At 50.1% G+C, this 20,189-nt stretch carries 15 protein-coding genes; 11 read left to right on the plus strand and 4 right to left on the minus strand.

All coding sequences use genetic code 11. The features are described from left to right. Positions 1–23: 23 nt before the first annotated feature. From radA to HER31_RS03055, 3 genes are all read left to right on the plus strand, one after another. On the plus strand, positions 24–1,391 hold the full coding sequence (radA, locus tag HER31_RS03045; RefSeq protein ID WP_168659207.1) for a DNA repair protein RadA: 1,368 nt from the start codon (positions 24–26) through the stop codon (positions 1,389–1,391). Positions 1,392–1,403: 12 nt separating this feature from the next. After that, positions 1,404–2,147: a sporulation protein gene (locus tag HER31_RS03050; protein WP_168659208.1), complete on the plus strand. Its 744-nt coding sequence runs from the start codon at positions 1,404–1,406 to the stop codon at positions 2,145–2,147. Between the two features lie 486 nt (positions 2,148–2,633). Next, the gene (locus tag HER31_RS03055; RefSeq protein ID WP_168659209.1) at positions 2,634–3,284 is read left to right on the plus strand and encodes a response regulator; all 651 of its coding nucleotides are present in this window, start codon (positions 2,634–2,636) and stop codon (positions 3,282–3,284) included. 1 nt (position 3,285) lies between these two features. Here HER31_RS03055 and HER31_RS03060 read toward each other — a convergent pair whose 3' ends face one another. Beyond that, entirely contained in the window at positions 3,286–6,750 is a 3,465-nt protein-coding gene (locus HER31_RS03060; RefSeq protein ID WP_168659210.1) for a hybrid sensor histidine kinase/response regulator, read from the minus strand. Positions 6,751–6,945: 195 nt separating this feature from the next. Here HER31_RS03060 and HER31_RS03065 point away from each other — a divergent pair, with 195 nt between their 5' ends. The 8 genes from HER31_RS03065 (at position 6,946) to HER31_RS03100 (ending at position 16,365) form a co-directional block, all read left to right on the plus strand. Continuing rightward, positions 6,946–8,019 (plus strand): DcaP family trimeric outer membrane transporter, encoded by a 1,074-nt coding sequence (locus tag HER31_RS03065; RefSeq protein WP_168659211.1) that lies wholly within the window; start codon positions 6,946–6,948, stop codon positions 8,017–8,019. Between the two features lie 121 nt (positions 8,020–8,140). Further along, entirely contained in the window at positions 8,141–8,938 is a 798-nt protein-coding gene (locus HER31_RS03070) for an ABC transporter ATP-binding protein (RefSeq protein ID WP_168659212.1), read from the plus strand. Then, the gene (locus HER31_RS03075) at positions 8,938–10,884 is read left to right on the plus strand and encodes a long-chain fatty acid--CoA ligase (protein WP_168659213.1); all 1,947 of its coding nucleotides are present in this window, start codon (positions 8,938–8,940) and stop codon (positions 10,882–10,884) included. The genes HER31_RS03070 and HER31_RS03075 overlap by 1 nt, the downstream gene beginning before the upstream one ends. After that, on the plus strand, positions 10,881–11,774 hold the full coding sequence (locus tag HER31_RS03080) for a branched-chain amino acid ABC transporter permease (RefSeq protein WP_168659214.1): 894 nt from the start codon (positions 10,881–10,883) through the stop codon (positions 11,772–11,774). Before HER31_RS03075 ends, HER31_RS03080 begins: the two co-directional genes overlap by 4 nt. A 17-nt stretch (positions 11,775–11,791) precedes the next feature. Beyond that, positions 11,792–12,865: a branched-chain amino acid ABC transporter permease gene (locus HER31_RS03085; protein ID WP_168659215.1), complete on the plus strand. Its 1,074-nt coding sequence runs from the start codon at positions 11,792–11,794 to the stop codon at positions 12,863–12,865. 117 nt (positions 12,866–12,982) lie between these two features. Beyond that, entirely contained in the window at positions 12,983–14,230 is a 1,248-nt protein-coding gene (locus HER31_RS03090; RefSeq protein ID WP_168659216.1) for an ABC transporter substrate-binding protein, read from the plus strand. Between the two features lie 75 nt (positions 14,231–14,305). Next, entirely contained in the window at positions 14,306–15,127 is an 822-nt protein-coding gene (locus HER31_RS03095; protein ID WP_168659217.1) for an ABC transporter ATP-binding protein, read from the plus strand. Between the two features lie 11 nt (positions 15,128–15,138). After that, positions 15,139–16,365 (plus strand): phenylacetate--CoA ligase family protein, encoded by a 1,227-nt coding sequence (locus HER31_RS03100; protein WP_168659218.1) that lies wholly within the window; start codon positions 15,139–15,141, stop codon positions 16,363–16,365. 515 nt (positions 16,366–16,880) lie between these two features. On the opposite strand, the gene HER31_RS03105 is transcribed toward HER31_RS03100, so the two are convergent. From HER31_RS03105 to corC, 3 genes are all read right to left on the minus strand, one after another. Then, a complete protein-coding gene (locus HER31_RS03105) occupies positions 16,881–17,381 on the minus strand; it encodes a hypothetical protein (protein ID WP_168659219.1) in 501 nt (166 codons plus the stop codon). A 357-nt stretch (positions 17,382–17,738) separates the two neighbouring features. Further along, a complete protein-coding gene (gene lnt / locus HER31_RS03110; protein ID WP_168659220.1) occupies positions 17,739–19,295 on the minus strand; it encodes an apolipoprotein N-acyltransferase in 1,557 nt (518 codons plus the stop codon). Then, entirely contained in the window at positions 19,292–20,182 is an 891-nt protein-coding gene (corC, locus tag HER31_RS03115) for a CNNM family magnesium/cobalt transport protein CorC (protein ID WP_168659221.1), read from the minus strand. Before corC ends, lnt begins: the two co-directional genes overlap by 4 nt. Positions 20,183–20,189: the final 7 nt, after the last annotated feature.

The raw sequence follows: 20,189 nt of genomic DNA on the forward strand, positions 1-20,189 counted from the left end.
ACTATTCATCGACCAAATTGCTAATGGCTAAAGTAAAATCTGCCTACGTTTGTAATGATTGTGGTGCCGACCACCCGCGCTGGCAGGGACAATGCAATGCTTGCCATGCGTGGAATACGCTAACTGAACTTCGACTTGGCTCGAGTAAGGGCAGTCGAAGCCCCGATCGATACAGTGGCTATGCTGGCAGTGCCGATGCCAAAGTTCAAACACTGAATGAGATCGATTTATCAGAATTGCCACGTTTCGCAAGTGGTTACACTGAGCTTGACCGAGTATTAGGTGGTGGAATTGTACCCGGTTCGGCCATCTTGATTGGTGGTAGCCCCGGCGCTGGTAAATCGACGCTGTTGCTGCAAGTAATGTGTCAATTATCGCAGCAGATGAATGCACTCTACGTCACTGGTGAGGAGTCGTTGCAGCAGGTTGCCATGCGCGCCAATCGCTTGAACTTGCCCACCGATAAACTGAAGATGCTGTCAGAAACCTCAGTTGAGCAGATCTGTCTAATCGCGGAAAAAGAGCAACCAGCGATTATGGTTATTGACTCGATTCAAGTGATGCACATGGCTGACGTTCAATCTGCTCCAGGCAGTGTGGCGCAAGTCCGTGAAAGTGCAGCCTACCTGACTCGCTTCGCCAAGCAGAATAACGTTGCCATCTTTATGGTTGGCCACGTTACCAAAGATGGCAGTTTAGCGGGACCTAAGGTGCTTGAGCACTGCATCGATTGCTCGGTGTTGCTTGATGGCAATACTGACAGTCGCTATCGCACCATGCGCAGTCATAAAAACCGTTTTGGTGCCGTCAACGAATTGGGCGTGTTCGCCATGACCGGGCACGGGCTAAAAGAGGTTGCCAACCCGTCGGCCATCTTCCTCTCGCGCGGTGAAGAGCAATCGCCAGGCTCGGTGGTGATGGTGATCTGGGAAGGCACGCGGCCACTATTGGTAGAGCTCCAAGCGCTGGTGGATCACAGTCAACTGGGCAACCCGCGCCGCATTGCGGTGGGCTTGGAGCAAAACCGACTGGCTATGTTGCTGGCAGTACTTCACCGTCATGGTGGCTTAATGATGTCCGATCAGGACGTCTACGCCAATGTGGTTGGTGGGGTTAAAGTCACCGAAACCAGTGCTGATTTGGCCTTATTGTTAGCGATGGTTTCCAGTTTCCGTGATCACACCTTAGCGCGTGAACTTGTGGTGTTTGGTGAGGTCGGATTATCCGGTGAAATTCGCCCAGTAAATAATGGTCTGGAGCGGTTGAACGAGGCAGCTAAGCACGGTTTTACCCGCGCCATTGTGCCCAAAGGTAATGCGCCAAGACAGCCTATCGAAGGCATAGAAGTTATTGCAGTTAGTAAACTAACCGACGCGTTAGAAGCGATATAAATAGGATACGAAATGTTTAGTAAATTGATGGCCTCGGTGGGCATTGGCGCCGCTAAGGTGGATACCTTGATCTTGACCGAGCAACTGCTCCCAGGACAGCCGTTTGATATCGAAATCGTCATCAAAGGCGGCAACGTTGCTCAACAGATCAATGGGCTTACACTGGCGTTGATGGTCGAAGCTGAGGTTGAATCTGGTGACAGCGAAGGCCTACAAAACCTGATATTGCATGATTGGACTTTGAACGATAGCTTTACCATTGCTGCTGGTGAAGAGCTGCGGGATCAATTCCAATTAGAGTTGCCAGAGCAGACGCCGCTGACGTTGCTGCCGCGTTGCCATAACAAAACCAAGGTGTGGCTGCAGACCGGACTGGACATCGCCAGCGGAGTGGATGGCAGCGATCGTGACTTTTTGCCTATTGCTCCAACGGCTGCGATGGCAACGTTTTTAACGGCGATGGAGCAGTGTGGTTTTATGCTGCACAGTGCCGATGTCGAAAAGGGTAACCTGCACGGGCGTAACTTCCAGTCGACCATTGGCTGCTATCAAGAGCTGGAGTTCCGGCCTGTTGGTTTTGGTGGCTTTAGCATCAAAGAGGTCGAGGTGTCGTTTGTGCTAGAAGGCGCCACAACCCATGTGATGTTGGAAGTTGATCGTCGCTTCAGCGGTGATGGCTTGTTGAGCTTGTCGCTGTCACCACAGATAACCGTGGCAGACGCCGAGCGGCAAATTCGCGGCCTATTGAGATTATAATAAATCCCATGCCCACAATTGCGGTTGTGGGCATTTTTATGGCTGTGTACCAACTAAGTGTTGTTCTTTCCAAGGCTGTTAAAGCACTGGCTAGTCGAGTCGCGATACAAGGGTAAAGCACTACCGCTATTGATCTTCTGCCGCATTGGAGCAGTCCAGCGAAGCGTATTGGACTGTGACCTAAGGCAAGGGGGACTCCAAACGGGGCAAAGCTCGCCCCTAATGCATACAAGAATGTGCCGTCGCCACCGCGATATAGTCCCCTAAAAGCACCGAAATCGGTGAAGTGGAAGGCTTGATATAAACCTCACCACTTAACTGTGACACCGCCATTGTTATCGCTTTAGCACAACGTCTAATGTTGTCGCCAGCGAAAGCCTTTACTATGGTCAGTGTCATCACAGTCAACACGTTGAATTGCACGATGTTAAACCGGTGGTAGGGAGGTTTAGTAATTCGCTTGTCACCGTTTAGGAAGGATCCACCGTGCAATTAGATAAACTTATCATTGCGGATGACCATCCGCTGTTTCAGCAAGCGCTGCATGAGCTACTCAGCCACCATTTTTCGCAGGCCGAAGCGCTCTGTGCTAATTCATCGGCGGAGCTGTTTAAACTGCTCTCCCAGCATTTAGATACCGAGTTAGTCCTGCTTGACCTCAATCTATCTGACAGTAATGGCCTGACGACCTTGGTGCGATTGCGGCGTGAGTTTCCCCAGCTTGGGGTGATTGTCGTATCTGGGCAAGAGGATAGTGCCACCATTAATAAAACCATGCAGATGGGAGCTAATGGCTTTGTGCCTAAGTCACAACCGGTGGAGCATATTATTGATTCAATCGAAACGGTGCTTACTGGACAGAACTGGTTACCGCAGGGTTTTGCCCTAACTACCGATAGCCAACTGAGCGATCAACTGGCTCGGCTTGATAGTTTATCGCCGCGACAACACAGTATCTTGTTGATGTTTGCCGAAGGTTTGCTTAATAAACAGATTGCTGCTCAGCTGGAGTTATCTGAAGCCACGGTTAAAGCGCATGCTAGTGCGATATTCCTTAAGCTTGGGGTGCGGACCCGCACGCAAGCGGTTATCGCCTTTAACCAAAGCCAACACGAACCCGGTTATAGCATTGGCTAAACTACAGCTCCGGTAATTCGCTATAGCTGTAGTTTTGTTGCAAGTGCTGCATCAACATCGCACTCATCATACTTCTCAGAGCAAGGGGTTTAATCAACTTCCTCAGGTAGCCAAAACCGAGTGTATCCGCTTGGGCATGGAGGGTTGGGTCGGTGTTGGCAGTAATCAATATGCCAGGCACATCATAGCTGCCAATTTGCCTGAGCTGTTGCAACAGTGTTAACCCATTTTGACCATGATTAAGCTGGTGATCGATCAGCATAATATCGATACCGTCGGGATTCTGCTGCAGCCAAGCCAGTGCTTCGTCACCATCAACAAAGGTAGTGATATGACAATGCCAACTGCGCAGTAATGCGCTCATGCCGTCCAACACTTCTGGCTCATTATCGACACATAATACCCGCACCCCCTTGAGGCTGTTTACTGTGACAGCGCGACTTAGTGGCGCCGCTGCCGGCGCACAAACCTCCACCGCCAAACTAAAGCAGCAACCGTGGCCAGCTTGAGAGCGCAGGGTTAGTGTGTGCCCCATTAATTGCGACAATCCTTGGGCAATATTAAGCCCAAGGCCTAACCCCGTTGGAGCGTGAGCAGCAGCGCCTGCCAGCCGAGTGAATTGTTCAAATACTCGTTGTTGTTGTGACTCTGGGATCCCTGGCCCGCTATCGATAACTTGGATTTCCAACTGTTCGCCGCGACGACAGCCGAGTAAAACCTTGCTGCCGCGAGCATAACGGAAGGCATTACTGAGCAAGTTTTGCAGTACTCGACGCAATAACACTTGGTCACTTTTAACCCACATCCGTGTTGGCACTAAGTGCAGTTCAATCTCATAGTGGCCGCAACTGGCTTGAAACTCCTCAACTAGGCTGTGCAGTAACGGTTGCAGTGGGAACTTATCGCGTTTGGGCTCTACCGCGCCAGAATCGATACGTGCGATTTGGTTGAGATCAATAAGCAGCTCGTTAGCGACTTCTAATGACTGGTCGATTTGGCGCAGCTGTTTGGCTTGTTCTGGTGTAAGCGAACGGTCGGTCAATAGCGATGATGAGAATAGCCGTGCCGCTGATAGTGGTTGTAACAGGTCATGGCTACAGGCTTTGAGGTACTGGCTTTTTTGTTGGTGAGCAAGTTCCGCTTTGGCGCGTGCATCATCAAGCTGATTGTTGGATTGGGCTAGTTGTAGGTTAGTGGCTTCCAGTGTCTGGGTACGCTCCGATACTCGCGCCTCCAGATCAAGGTTCTTCTCTTGCAATAACTGCTGTGCTTGGCGGTAAACGGTGATGTCGGTAAAGACCATGACAAAGCCACCACCGGGGATGGGGTTACCCTCAATCTTAATAACACGTTGATCCAGTTGTTGACGTTCGGTGCTATGACGACTCCCCAAGCGCAGGCGTTCGACTCGCTTTTCTACCTGAAAACGCAACTCGGCAGGATCGGTGATTTGCTGCTTAAGATTGTGTTCAATTAGCAATCGCACCGGAGTACCGATTTGCAGCAACTGTTGTGGATAATTAAATAGCGTTTGGTAACTTTGATTCCAAGCAACCAATTGCAACTCTTCGTCTACCACGGAGATGCCCTCATTGGCGTTCTCGATGGCGCTCTGCAATACCGAGTGGCTAAAGGCAGTCCGCTCGTTGCTGGCATCGGCGACCAGCTGAGCCATCTCATTTAGCGCGAAATCACGGCCCTCAACCGCACAAGTGATGACCAATCGCGCTGATGATGAACCCATGACAGTGGCGAGCAGGTTTTCGGTAAACGGCAGTAAGGCTTGTTGCCGTTGGTGGTGGCTACTGTGGCGGTGTGTTTGTTGAAACTGCTCGAAGCTCAGCTGCGCTTTGTCATCTCCGACAAAGCGTGTGGCGAGCCGCTGCAGTTCACTGCCATCGAAACGGTCGTGGGCTACCTTATCGAGGGTCATTAATTGTTGTGGGCCGAGGAACTGCTCGCGCTGCATATTGTGTTGCATCGTTGGCCGCGTAAGCCGTGAAACCAATAATACCATTAGGGCGTTGATGGCCAGTCCGAATAGCGTTGCTAGGGTGGTTTTGGCAAATGCAGAACCTTCAAATGGGTGCGGATATAAGCCCAGTTGTGGCATAAAATTTAGGACTAGCCACAAAGAGAACCCGACTAATATGCCACTGAATACCCCAGCCAAACTTACCCTGCGCCAATAGAAGGCGGCCCACAATGGCGGGCCAATCTGGGCAATTGCGCCGAAAGCCACTTCACCCAGTGACGACAATGTATCTGTTGGAGCCAGTTGATAGAGTAAGTAACTGAGGCCGATGACGGTAATCACTAGGGCTTTGCGCACCAGTAACAATCGATTTCGGAACGATTCATATTGGGTGTTATCGAGATCGCTGGAATTAAATAGCGCTGGGAACACCACTTCATTGCTGAGCATGGTTGATAGGGCGATGGTTGAGATGATGACCATCGCGCTGGCTGCCGAAATTGCCCCAAGGAAACTCAACAAGCTTAACCATGAGTGGCCATGGGAGGAAGGTACAAACAATACGTAAAAGTCCGCTGCGACCGAGTCTCCGTACATCAGCAGCCCTGCTTGCCCAAGTGGGGCTGCTAACAAGGCAAACACTAGAATGTACGCTGGAAACACCCACCGGCTTATGGTGCTGTGGCTTTGCTCTTTGAGTTCGACCATGGTTACTTGAAACTGGCGCGGTAAACATAAAAAGGCACTAAACACGATGATGGTTAGACCCATCATCGAGAGCATATCAAAATGGTTTTGTTGAAAAAGCTGTTGATGGGCAGCCTCCGCTTGTTGCCAGATCTGCTGGGGAGAATCAAAGGCAACAAAGCTAACAAAGAGGCCAATAACGATAAAGGCAATCAGCTTTAGTAGCGATTCAAATGCAATCGCAACCATTACTCCAGGGTGGCGCTCGGTTACGTCAATAGCTCGTACCCCAAAGATGATGGTAAAGCCGATAAGTACGATGCTGACGGCGAGGCCAATTAACCACGGCTCAAACGATGGGGTTTGCCTTAGCACTTCGTATGAGCCGACGATAGCCCGTAGCTGCAATGCTAAGTAGGGGAGGGTGCCGATAAAGGTTACCGTGGTGACCAACACTGCTAGAGGTTGCGATTTGCCAAAGCGTGCGGCTAGTAGATCGGCAATTGAGGTGATGTTTAAGCGAAGACACACCGAGATGATGCGCTGAATAAAGCCCCAGCCAAAAACAAATAGAATGATCGGTGCTAAATAGACCGGCAGATAGGAAAAGTCGCCCCGAGCCGCTTGAGCTGCGGTGCCGAGAAAACCCCAGGAGGTGCAATACACTCCGAGTGATAAGGCGTAGATCCAGCGGTGGTGCTGTGGTTTCAATTTGTGTCGATAACGGTCACCTAAGTAGGCGACGATAAACAGCAAGCTAACATAACCCACACTTACCAATACCAGTAACCAGTTAGCAAACATCCGCCCTCCTTGGCCTGCGCTGTGTTAACCACAATCGGTTCACTATTACACACCAATACGCTAGCGACTAGACTCCAGCACCAGTTAACTCCGCCTGTTGAACTTTAGTCGTACGACTTTCTCACTAATACCTTTTCCCAATTGAGCTACATCTGCTTTTTGACGATGTTCGGTAGCGATTATAAAAGGAGATGGATGATGATTTCACAAAGCAGAAAATTGATTGTTGCGAGTTCAATGCTGGCTTGTGCCGCACCGGCGATGGCAGGTTTTGAGTTCGATCTAGGAGATGGCAACAAACTCAAATTTGGCGGTTACATTAAAATTGATGCGCGTTACGTCGATGGTGACGTGGCTTATAAAGACTTTTGGACTGGCCGAGGAACCGTCCTACAGGATGACAAATCGCAGTTTAAGATCTTTGCTAACGAAACCCGTTTTAACACCACCTATATCCATGGTGATGTAACTGGTTTTCTTGAATTCGATCTCTACGGTGGCAACGGCAACGAGATTATCTCTAACTCATATAACCCTCGTTTGCGCCATGCCTTTATTAAGTACCAAGATTGGCTAGCTGGGCAAACATGGACCACCTACATGAATACCAGTGCCATCCCGGAAACCGCTGATTTTGCAGGCGCAACCGTAGGTCTAGCGTTCATTCGTCAGGGCATGATCCGCTACAGCAACAGTGGGTTTGAATTCGCAGTGGAGAACCCAGAAACCTATGCTCCAGGGGTAGAGGATCCAGAAAACGACAACATCCCGGATCTGGTGGCGAAATATACCTTTAAGGATGACTGGGGCAATATATCTGCTTCGATTCTTGGGCGCCAATTGAACTTCTTTAATACCGAGGACGGTTCAGAGGATGATGATTACGCCGTTGGATATTCCTTGGCTGGTAACATTAAAACCTTTGGTAAAGATGATATCCGCTTCCAAGTACACCTTGGGGAAACCGGTCGTTACACCACGGTGACAACATCGCAGGATGTCTACAATAACGAAGCGGAAGAGACTACCGCTTACCTTGTTGCTTACCGCCACTTCTGGACCGAAACCATGCGTTCGACCTTTCTCTATGGTATGGCTGAAGCCGATGGCAGTGAAGATGAAGCCACCCAATGGAGCGTCAACCTATTTGAGAATCTGACCAAAGAGCTGGCGGTTGGTTTTGAAATCGGTAACTTCGAAATGGAGCCTGGCACTGGCGATAAGGGCGATTCCTACTACGGCCAACTATCGGTGCGCTACGTCTTGTAATACCAATCTACACGGGCTGGCGTCAGCCCGTGACCTCGCTCTCTTCACCCACTTGTTTTATGGCACCCGCAAGGGCGGGCCAAATGCGACTTTTTATTAGTGAATACTCGGGAATTCAATTATGCCAGATTCGATTTTGCAGGTTAATGATGTGTCGTTGGCGTTTGGTGGGGTTAAGGCTCTGACGGAGGTAAGCTTTGCGGTTGAGCGTGGCTCAGTGTTTTCAATTATTGGCCCCAACGGTGCCGGCAAAACCTCGATGCTCAACTGTGTATCTGGTCGTTATCAGCCTCAGCATGGGCTAATCAATTTTGATGGCCACGATGTTACTGAACTTAAACCAAACGATCGTGCCCGTCTTGGTATGGGGCGAACCTTTCAAAATCTGGCTCTGTTTGGCCACATGACCGTGCTCGATAACATCATGGTTGGTCGCCATCACTTAATGAAAAACAACTGGCTTACCGGACCTTTGTATTGGGCCTCACCAGCGCAAAAAGAGGAGCTCAATCACCGCCGTGAAGTTGAAGAGATCATCGACTTTCTCGATATCACTCACGTCCGCAAAGCCGTCGCAGGCACCTTGTCTTATGGCCTGCGCAAACGGGTTGAGCTCGCTCGAGCAATGGCGTTGAAACCCAAATTAATTCTGCTAGATGAGCCGATGGCAGGGATGAACCTAGAAGAGAAAGAGGATATGGCGCGCTATATCCTCGACTTGAATGAAGAGTTTGGTATCACCGTAGTGATGATTGAGCACGATATGGGTGTGGTGATGGATATCTCTCATCAGGTGATGGTGCTCGACTTTGGTAAGCGCCTCATTACCGGATTGCCGGAACAAGTGATGACCGATGAACATGTGAAACGCGCCTACCTTGGCTTAGAGGACGATAGCCAACTGGAGGAGGCCAGCTGATGGATAGCAGCAATCGCTTTGATATGGGCTCGTTAGACAGTTTTCCTAAAATCCTTCGTCAAAATGCGAATTCATGGCCAAACGATGTGGCCATGCGTGAGAAAGAATTTGGTATTTGGAACGAGTTTAGCTGGCTTGATTATCACAATCGTGTGCAATGGATTGCCTTGGGCTTAACTGATCTAGGTATCAATAAGGGCGATGCCATCGCCATGCTCGGCGACAATCGGCCCGAGTGGGTATGGGGGGAAGTAGCCGCTCACGCGATGGGATGCTACTCCCTTGGGGTTTACCAAGATTCAATGCACGACGAGGTTGCTTATCTCCTTAACCTTGCCTGCGCCACCGTGGTTATTGCCGAAGATGAAGAGCAGTGCGATAAGTTACTAGAGCTTGGCGATCAGATCCCAACGGTGAAACACATCGTGTATTGCGATCCCCGAGGTATGCGTAAATACCATGATGAACGGCTACTTGATATACGTGATCTATACCAGATAGGGCAGCAGCGGTTACAGACAAACCAAGGTCAATATGATCAGCTGGTCGATTCAGTCGATCCTGATGAAGTCGCTATCTACTGCACCACATCTGGTACGACTTCAAAGCCAAAGATTGTGCTGTTGCAGGGGGGCAACTTTGTTAAGCATTGTTGTTCATACCTGCGGGCGGATCCCCGTGAACCAGGGGATAACTATGTATCAGTATTGCCGTTGCCATGGATCATGGAACAGGTCTACGCCGTTGGCCAAGCTCTGATTGCTCGACAGGTGGTTAACTTTGTCGAAGAGCAGCAAACCATGATGGCGGATTTGCGTGAAATTGGTCCGAGCTTTGTACTGCTAGCCCCACGAGTTTGGGAAGGGATCTTAGCTGACGTACAGGCGCGTATGATGGATTCGACCCCACTTAAACAGAAGTTGTTTGATTTCGCCTTAGCACGGGCGGAAGCGGCACTTGAGCGAGGCAAACGTTCATCCATTGCCGATCTGATGTTGATGAACGCCCTCAAGGATCGGCTTGGCTTCTCATTCTTGAAATCGGCCGCAACCGGTGGCGCAGCCATGGGGCCAGATACCTTTCGATTTTTTCAAGCCATAGGCGTTCCGCTAAGACAGCTCTATGGGCAAACCGAGATGTGTGGTGCCTACACTATCCATGATGACGATGATATCGACTACGACAGCGTCGGCCATGCTTTTGATAACGCCGAAGTGAAGGTGATCAACGCTGATTCGGAAGGGCTAGGGGAGGTCATTGCTAAGACCGAAGGGATGTTTTGTGGCTATTTAGGCAACCCAGAGGCGTTTGCCGAGGACGTCCGTGATGGCTGGATGCACACTGGCGATGCTGGCTATTTCAAAGAATCAGGACATCTGGTGGTGATCGACCGGATTAAGGATCTGGCTCATACCAGTCAAGGGATCCAATACTCGCCGCAATACATCGAAAACAAATTGAAGTTTTCCTCTTTCATTGGCGAAGCGGTGATCCTCGGTAAAAACCGACCGTTTTTGTCCGCCATCTTATGTATCCGTTTTTCTATCGTGGCGAAGTGGGCCGAGCAAAAGGGCTATTCATTTACCAACTACACCAACCTTTCTACCTTGCCGGAGGTTTACGCCAAGCTAACCGAAGAGGTTGACAAGGTTAACCAAACGCTGCCAGAAGCCCAAAAAATTCATAAATTTGTGCTGCTCTACAAGGAGCTTGATGCGGATGATGGCGAGCTTACTCGTACTCGAAAGGTTCGTCGTGGGGTAGTGGCAGAGAAGTATGGCGACATTATCGACGCCATCTATAGCGACAATAACAGTGTTGATATTGATACCGTCATCACCTTCCAAGACGGTACTAAGACCCGCATTCAAACAGAGCTGGCGGTGGCCAACCTTATCGATGCGGATGCACCTAGCAATCCTGAGCAGCAACGGAGAGCCTCATGAATTTTGAATTGTTACTGCAACTGGTGATTAACGGCCTCATCGTTGGTTTGCTTTATGGTGTGGTCGGTATGTGTTTTGTATTGGTGTACAAATCGACGCAGATCGTCAACTTCGCCCAAGGGGAGTTTTTGTTGATAGGCGCTTGGGCTTGCTGGGCGATGCTGGTGTATTTGGAGTTGCCATTCTTCCTTGGATTTTTCCTTAGTTTGGGCTTTATGGCGCTGTTTGGCGTTGCCATTCAAATGATTGTACTAAGGCCAATGATCGGTGAACCGATCATCTCGGTCATCATGATCACCATTGGTTTATCGATTTTCTTCCAGGCGCTAACTAAGTGGATCTTTGGGGTGGCACCGCAGAGTTTCCCCAGGGTGTTTGATACGCAAACCATCAATATTGCTGGGCTGAATATCGAATTGGCTTACCTAATGAGTACCGTGATTGCGCTCATTATCATGGTCGGTTTCTTTCTGTTCTTTAAATACTCCAAGCATGGTTTAGCAATGCGGGCCACCGCTTTTGATCAGCAGGTAGCTCAGAGTTTAGGGATTTCAGTTAAACAGGTGTTTGCCATGAGTTGGGGGATCGCAGCCACGGTATCGGCTACTGCTGGGGTGGTTATCGGCATGGTTAATGGTGTCTCTGATTCACTCTCAGTGATTGGCATTAAGGTGTTCCCCGCGGTGATTTTGGGCGGGTTAGATTCCATTGTTGGTGCCATTGTTGGCGGGGTTGTTATCGGGGTGCTGGAAAACCTAGCTGAGTTTTTCGACAGCCAATATCTGCACATCGGCAACATGTATGACATTGCGCCATTTTACGTACTGCTGATCATCCTTTGGTTTAAGCCATACGGGTTGTTCGGCACCAAAGATATTGAACGGATTTAACCGTCAAGGAGAGCGTTATGTCCAGTTTATCCATGCGCCCGTGCGGAGATTTCCGCACCAGCTACAAGCAAGATAACACCATATTCGAAACCAAGACCATTCGCTGGTTTACCGCAGTGATTATTGTTGCTGCCTGTGCAGTGCCGTTTGTATTTGATGCTTACTACTTAACCTTGTTTATTCAGGTGAGTTATCTGGGGATTGCGGCGTTAGGGTTAAACATATTGGTTGGGTTTACCGGCCAGATCTCCCTTGGACACGGTGCCTTTTTCGGATTCGGTGCCTTTGCTTCCGCCTGGTTGAATACCCAGTTTAGTATTCCAGTGGTGCTTACTATCCCGCTGGCGGGCTTTCTCACCATGGCGGTGGGGATGATGTTCGGCATGCCAGCGGCTCGAATTAAGGGGCTGTATCTTGCCATTGCCACTTTGGCCGCACAGTTCATTCTTGAGGACTTCTTTGCTCGTGCTGACTGGTTCTCCGGTGGTTCAGCCGGCTCAATGGCAGAGCCAGTAACGTTGTTTGGCTTTGCTTTTGATAGCGATGAGAGCTTCTTTTACATCGCCTTATTTGCCTTGGTGTTTATGTATATCTGGGGCTGTAATCTGATGCGTTCCCGCGATGGTCGTGCCTTTGTTGCAGTTCGCGATCACTACCTATCGGCAGAGATCATGGGGGTTAAGCTCAATAAGTATCGTTTGCTCAGTTTTGGGATCTCCTCCTTTTATGCCGGTATTGGTGGTGCGTTATATGCCCACTACCTTGGGTATGTGTCCGCCGAGGGATTCACCTTAATGATGTCGGTACAGTTTTTAGCCATGGTGATCATCGGAGGTCTCGGCTCCATCAACGGCACCCTTATGGGTTGCGTATTTATGGTGTTGTTGCCCGAATTCCTCGCCGGCGGCGTTGGCTTGGTCAAGATGACCGAGTGGGGCAACACGCCAATGATCACTGATGGTCTGGCTTACATCAAAGAGATGGCAATTGGCTTGGTGATCATTCTGTTTCTCATTTTTGAACCTGAAGGGCTGGCGCACCGCTGGCAGCAGGTAAAGAACTACTGGAAGTTTTACCCATTCGCCTACTGATTCAGTTCAGCAATGGTGGTGACGGTTGCTGCGGTTAAGCGGTCTAGCAGCGACCATTTGCAACAGCTCGGCCCCAATTATTATCAAGCGGAGCCGTAAACAAAAAGGATCTTTACGATGCATAAGAAAACCATGCTTGCCAGCGCCATGGCACTAGCAACGATGACCGCCGCGCAACCCGTTGCTGCGCAGGAGTCTGTTTTTGTCGGTCACTTGGCTGATATGTCTGGGCCAACGGCGTTTGTTGGCAAGATGTACGCCGATGGGGTGCGAGATGCACTGACTTACATAAACAACACCGGTGGTATCGATGGCACTGCACTTGAGTTCGAAACCATCGATTATGCCTATAAGGTGCCGCAGGCGATCGCCTCTTATAAAAAATGGAAATCCCGTAACAATATGGTTGCGATGCAGGGGTGGGGGACCGCGGATACCGAAGCACTGATCTCCTTCGTCGCCAAAGACAAGATTCCGGTCTACTCTGCGTCCTACTCCGGTCACCTGACTGATCCGATGGGCAAGAACCCTAAAACCAAGAAGCCAGCTCCATATAACTTCTTTTACGGCGCTTCCTATTCCGATTCTTGTCGGGGCTTAGTGCAGTGGGCGGCACAAGACTGGCAAGAAAAAAGGGGCAAAGGCAAACCCAAGTTCACCCATATTGGTGCCAACCACCCATACCCCAATGCGCCTAAGGCTGCCTGTGCAGCCTACGCCGAGGAGCTTGGGTTTGAGGTGATGGCGCCAGTGGTTATCTCGATGAAACCCGGTGACTTTAAAGCGCAATGCTTGAGTTTAAAGAGCTCCGCAACCAACTATGGCTACATCGGTAACCTTGGTGGTTCGGTTTTAAGCTTGGTGAAATCCTGTAATACCGTCGGCACCGATCTGCAGTTTATGGCCAATATCTGGGGCGGCGATCGCTTGATCTTTGAAGCCGCCGGCGACGGCATTAAAGATTATATCTTCCCAACCATGGGCCCGTTCTGGAGCGATGACGTAGCTGGGATGGCATTGGTCCGCGAGATCTCTAAAGTCTCTGATCCGGCTGGAGAGCAAAGTCGTGTTCACCACTACATGCGCGGCGTTTGTTCTGTTTACTACATGAAAGAAGCAATGCTGTGGGCCAAAAAGAATGGCGGTATCACTGGCGAGAATGTGCGTAATGGTATGTATGCCACTAAAGATTGGGTTCCCGCTGGACTCGAGGGGGTCTGTTTACCAGCCACTTGGACCGCTGAGGATCATCGCGGTATCAATCAAGTGAACATCTACAAAGGCAACTATAACGCCGGTGACGTGAAGATTGAGAAGGTGACTGAAGTGACCTTAGAACGCCGTGCTGATTGGCTCGGTTTCTGATCTCGATACCTGACTTAGGGCCAGTTTGGGGCGATGGCTTAAGGGCTATCGCCCTAGACCTAAAGGAGTGTGGCAATGGCTGAAGCGGCAGAAGCACTATCGACACCAGAATCGGTGCTGTCGATAAATAATATTGAAGTGGTCTATGACGAGGTGATTCAGGTACTTCGCGGGGTTAGCATTGAGGTACCACAAGGCCAGATAGTAACCCTGTTGGGGCCTAACGGCGCTGGTAAGTCGACTACTTTAAAGGCGATATCCGGATTACTGAGGACTGAAAATGGCGAAGTGACCCGAGGCGATATTCATTTTCAGGGCAAACGTATTGATAAACAGGCACCAGAACAAGTGGTGCGAGATGGACTGTTTCAGGTGATGGAGGGGCGACGAATTATTGAGGACATGACCGTTATCGAGAACCTTAAACTCGGTGCCTACACCCGCACAGATGGCGAAATTCAACAAGATATTGATATGGTGTTTAGCTATTTTCCACGGTTGCAAGAGCGCACCGGCCTAGCTGGTTACCTTTCCGGTGGTGAGCAGCAGATGCTAGCCATCGGTCGTGCTTTGATGGCGAGGCCAAAGATGATCTGCCTTGATGAACCGTCAATGGGGCTGTCACCTCTATTGGTTAAAGAGGTATTTGGCATTATCGACAAGATCAATAAGGAGCAGGGGATCACCATGCTTCTGGTTGAACAGAACGCTAACTACGCCCTTAAAGCTGCAGACTACGGTTACATCATGGAGTCAGGCAAGATTGTGTTAGATGGCACCAAGCAGCAGCTGTTGGCCAATGAAGATGTGAAGGAGTTTTATCTTGGTGGTGGTAACGAAGAGCGCAAGAGCTTTAAGAACTTAAAGTCCTATAAACGTCGTAAACGTTGGTTATAACGGAGCCTGTGATGTTCGATTATTACGACAGCCAAGAGTGGCAGCCAGAACAAGAGCGTGAACGCAACTTGATGATCAGGTTGCCGTCGTTTCTCAATTACATCACTGAACAGAGTAGCTACTATCGAGACCATTTCGGTGGCATCGATATCAACCAGATAGTCGATCGAAGTCGATTGGCTTCGTTGCCACTTACCCACAAAAGCGACCTTAGCCAACTGCAGCAACTACAACCGCCTCTAGCTGGGATGGTACCTGCGGCACATCAGCCCGATCGGCTCTTTCAATCACCGGGTCCAATCTGTGAACCTGAATGTACTGGTGATGATTGGTGGGGCCTTGGTCGTGCCTTCTATGCTGCCGGTTTTCGCCGTGGGGACCTGGTCCAAAACTGTTTGTCTTACCATATGAGTCCCGGCGGTTTTATTCTCGACTCTGGTGCACGCGCCTGTGGTTGCACCGTTATACCCGCTGGGCCCGGCAATACCGAACAGCAACTTGACCTCATTGAGCAACTGAAGCCACAGGGTTATTGTGGCACCCCCTCATTTTTGAAGATATTGCTTGATAAAGGCGACGAGCAAGGGCGCGATCTGACTTCGATAACTAAGGCTTTGGTTACCGGTGAGGCCTTTACCGCGCCGTTGCAGCAACGATTTACCCAAGCAGGGCTTAATGTCCGACAAGCCTATGCCAGCGCTGATCTAGGCTTAATCGGTTACGAGACGGTGCCCAATCAAGGCTTAGTGCTGGCGGAGGACATTATCGTTGAGATAGTGCGCCCTGGAACAGCTACTCCGGTGGGTGTCGGCGAGGTCGGTGAGGTGGTGGTGACTCGTTTTAACCCTGAATATCCGCTGGTACGTTTTGCCACCGGCGATCTGTCGTCGATATTGCCAGGACCAAGTGAGTGTGGTCGTACTAACGTACGTATTGCCGGTTGGCAGGGAAGGGCGGATCAATCGACCAAGGTAAAAGGATTATTTATCCATCCGCAGCAGCTCGAACGCTTGCGGCAGCGTTTTGACGACATTGCGTTATTACGGCTGATCATCAACTCAGACAACGATAATGACCAGATGCAGTTGCAGTGTGAATTGCAAACTGATGAAAGTAAATTAGATACCCAAACCATCGCCTCCGAACTTAAGGCGATTACCAAGCTTACTGGTTCAGTTAAGTTAGTACCGCCCCGAGCGCTAGCTAGAGATGGCGTGGTGATCGAAGACCGCCGTTAAGTTTCCCCCACCAAGTACGGTACCCATCATACCGTATGTCCCTTGGTAGCCGGCTTACTCCTTGCCGGCTTTTTTTTTGGCTGTGCCGTAGTTAGCTGTTGAAGCTTATCTTAAGCCTTGGGCTTCACCGATTTCGGTGCTTTTAGGGGAGGATGTCGCGGTGGCGACGGCACATTCTTGTATGCATTTGGGGGGAGCTTCGCCCTTCTGAACTGCTCCAATGTGGAGAAAGATCAGCGGCGGTAGTGCTTTCCCCTTGTATCAACAATCGCCCAACCGGTGCTTTAACTGCATTGGAAAGAACAACACTTAGTTGGTACACAGCCTTTTGTTAATAGTCTCGGGTTGAGAGGAGCGTCTGTATTGCTTGTTCGTTGCTGCTCATTTTTTGGGTGCATCGCGATGCCGCAATGGTGGCATTTTTATCGTGAGCGAAGTGCAGTTTGGTGAACAACAGTTGTCTACCTAACGGCGTTATCGAAGTGAACACTGTTACCTAAACTGAGCTTTGACTTCTAGAAAATCCCAGAGCAAAACGGCGATTCAGGGTTACGGTTAACACAGTATTTATCGAAGTTAGCAGCGCTGATGCTGCTTACTTGGCAGCGGCTGTTATAACTTTCGAACTGGAGCTGTCGTTTTGCAGTGTCTGCACTTAGTTGTTCTCGGTCGAGATCAAATTGCTGGTTCTTTGACGCATAGTTATCGCGGTTGCGATCAAATTTGCGAGTATAGCCATTGAGTTTGGCTTCGATGTGGTTACAGCCATCGCTGCAGTCTTTGAGTTTTTGCGAGAGCTGCTCTAGGTGGGTCTTTTGCTCCAACAACTGCTGATGTAATTCAGTTAGATGGTGCTGCTGGCGGTTGAGTTGTTGATGCCATTTATGTTGCTCCTTCAGCTCGACTCTTAGCTGTTGGCTTTCGGCAATACAGGATTCAATTTGCGTAGCATTAAGCTCTGAGGCCGTGCTAGCCAGTGGCCAGATGGCGAGTAAGAGCAGTAATCGTTGCAACATAAGGGCTTCCTTTCCTTAGAGTTTTAACTAATCTACCGCTGTTACCAACTATTGACCACTCGCAACGCATGTTTGGCTGTGTCGTAGTTAGCTGTTGAAGTTTATCTTAAGCTTTCGGCTTTACCGATTTCGGTGATTTTAGGGGAGGATGTCGCGGTGGCGACGGCACATTCTTGTATGCCTTAGGGGGAGCTTCGCCCCCTTTGGAATCCGCCCTTGCCTTAGGTCGCAGTTCAAAGCGGCAGAAGGTCAACGGCGGTAGTGCTTAACCCCTTGTATCGGCGCTCGCCTAGCCGGTGCTTTAACTGTATTAGAAAGAACAACGCTTAATTGGTAGACCGCCCATGTTTGTGTTGGTTAAGCGTTACTCGAGCGCCAACGCATCCGCGGACGGTGTAAACGGCTAATCAATAAACCCCAGCCAAGCATTACAGCAGCAAGCCAATACAACGGTGCTTGGCCATATTGAGCAAATGGGGTTTGCCCCTGATAGAGTGCGACCTTATCTCGTAAAACTCCGCTGACAAATTGTGGTAATTGCGATTGGATCTCACCGGTAGGAGTGACGATAGCGGTCACGCCATTATTGGTCACTCGTAATAGCGGCTTACCCAGCTCCAGCGCACGCATCTGTGCAATCGCCATATGTTGTAGCGGGCCGATAGATTGACCAAACCAAGCGTCATTAGAGACGGTTAACAGCATGTCGGTTGCTGGGTTGACCGCGCCCCGAACCAACTCAGGAAAGGCTATTTCATAGCAGATGGCTGGGGCAATATTGGTATCTGCCACGTGTAGATTCGTTTGCACTAAATCACCACGGGCAAAGCTCGACATTGGCAGATTGAAGAACGGTGCTAATGGCCGCAACAGCTCTTGAAACGGTACAAATTCGCCAATGGGAAGCAGTTGATGTTTATGGTATCGATTATCGTCGGCAGGGCTAAAATGTTGTTGTCGTTGTGGTTGGTTTAACACCAGCAAGGAGTTATAGAAGTTACGCTGATCGTCCATGCTGATGATACCGGTAATCAATTCACTGCCCGCTGCGGTAACGCCATCTTCAAATTGGACTAAAAAGTCGCTCACCATCGCTTCCGGAGCCGGTACTGCAGCTTCGGGCCATACAATCAGGTCGGCGTCAAAATGGGGAATACTCAACTGTTGGTATTTGAGCATAGTGGGCCAAAGCTGATCTTGTTGCCACTTCATATTTTGGGCGATGTTACCCTGCACCAGCGCCACATCACGGCTTTCACCGGTTGGTTCAATCCATTGTGATTTGCTAAAGCCAAACGGCAGTGCTGCGATAACCAGCAGCGGGATGGCATAACGCCAGTGTCCCTGTATCAAAGAAGATAGGGCGACAGCAGCAACGCTTAGCAGTAAGCCCACCCCTAAAGCACCGACAAGTGGAATAAGGCTAGCCATGGGGCCATTAAGCTGACTGTAACCAGACCATAGCCATGGGAACCCGGTCATTACTGCACCACGAAGGTATTCACCTACTAGCCACAGTGCCGGGAACGCACATAGACGACTAATATGGTTGCCGTTACACCAGCGATTAAGGGCGTAAATAACTAACGCAGGATAGAGAGCGAGATAGAGCGCAAGCAGGGCAATCAGGGTAAGCGATGCCACCAACGGCATGCCGCCAAACTCTGCGATGCTAACGTGAACCCAGCGCAAGCCAAAAATAAATTGGCCAAAGCCCCATGCTAAGCCCGTTAGTAGCCCCTGTTTAGCGCTTTTTTGTTGGCTAAGTAGTAATAGGGCCGATAACGACAGCGGCAATAGCAGCCAGTAGTCGTAGGGAGCGAATGCAAGGTGAGAAAGGGCGCCAGCAATAAACGCCAGTAGATAAAAAACAGCGGAGCTAAGCCCCGCTGATTTGGTTTGGTATTGGGTCACGCCGCGCTATTTTCCTTATCGGGCTGTGCTTTTGATTGGCGCACTTGCAGTTGGACCAAACGGCGAGTGTCGGCACTAACGACCTTGAACTCGAACCCATTTAATTCGACGCATTCTCCGCGCTCAGGCAAATGGCCAAAGGCGTGGCTGACTAAGCCACCAACAGTATCGTACTCCTCATCGGAGAATTCACTGCCAAAGTGTTCGTTGAAATCGTCGATTGGCGTTAACGCCGCCACGGCCCAAGTTTGACGGCTAATGCGGCGGATGTGGATCTGCGTATCCTCTTCCAGATCGGTTTCATCTTCGATGTCACCTACGATGGCTTCGAGAATATCTTCAATGGTGATTAGCCCTGATACGCCGCCATATTCGTCAACCACAATTGCCATGTGGTAGCGCTCTTGGCGGAACTCTTTGAGCAGCACATCAACGCGCTTACTTTCTGGCACCACTACTGCTGGGCGTAGAATGGTTTCCAGATTGCGTTCCGCATCAGTAGCAAAGCCCCATGCCAACATATCTTTGGCAAGCAGAATACCTTCGATGTGGTCTTTATCGCGATCGATAACTGGGAAGCGGCTGTGGGCAGATTCAAGGACGATCGGAAGAAACTCTTCGACCGTTTGGTTCTTTTCAATGGCAATGATCTGCGAACGCGGGATCATTAGATCGCGAACCCGCAGTTCGGCCACTTCAAGTACGCCGTTGATCATCTCTTTGGTGTCGGCATCAATAAGATCGCGCTCTTCCGCGTCCTGGATGACATCCACCAGTTCCTGTCGGTTTTGTGGCTCTCCGGTAAAGAGCTGGGTTAGTTTGTCGAGTAAACCCGGCTTCGGTTTATTACCGGCGCCGTTGGTCGACGGAGGTTGATCGTCGTGCATATTATCT

It is taken from the genome of Ferrimonas lipolytica, assembly GCF_012295575.1.
In the GTDB taxonomy this organism is placed as follows: Bacteria; Pseudomonadota; Gammaproteobacteria; order Enterobacterales; family Shewanellaceae; genus Ferrimonas; species Ferrimonas lipolytica.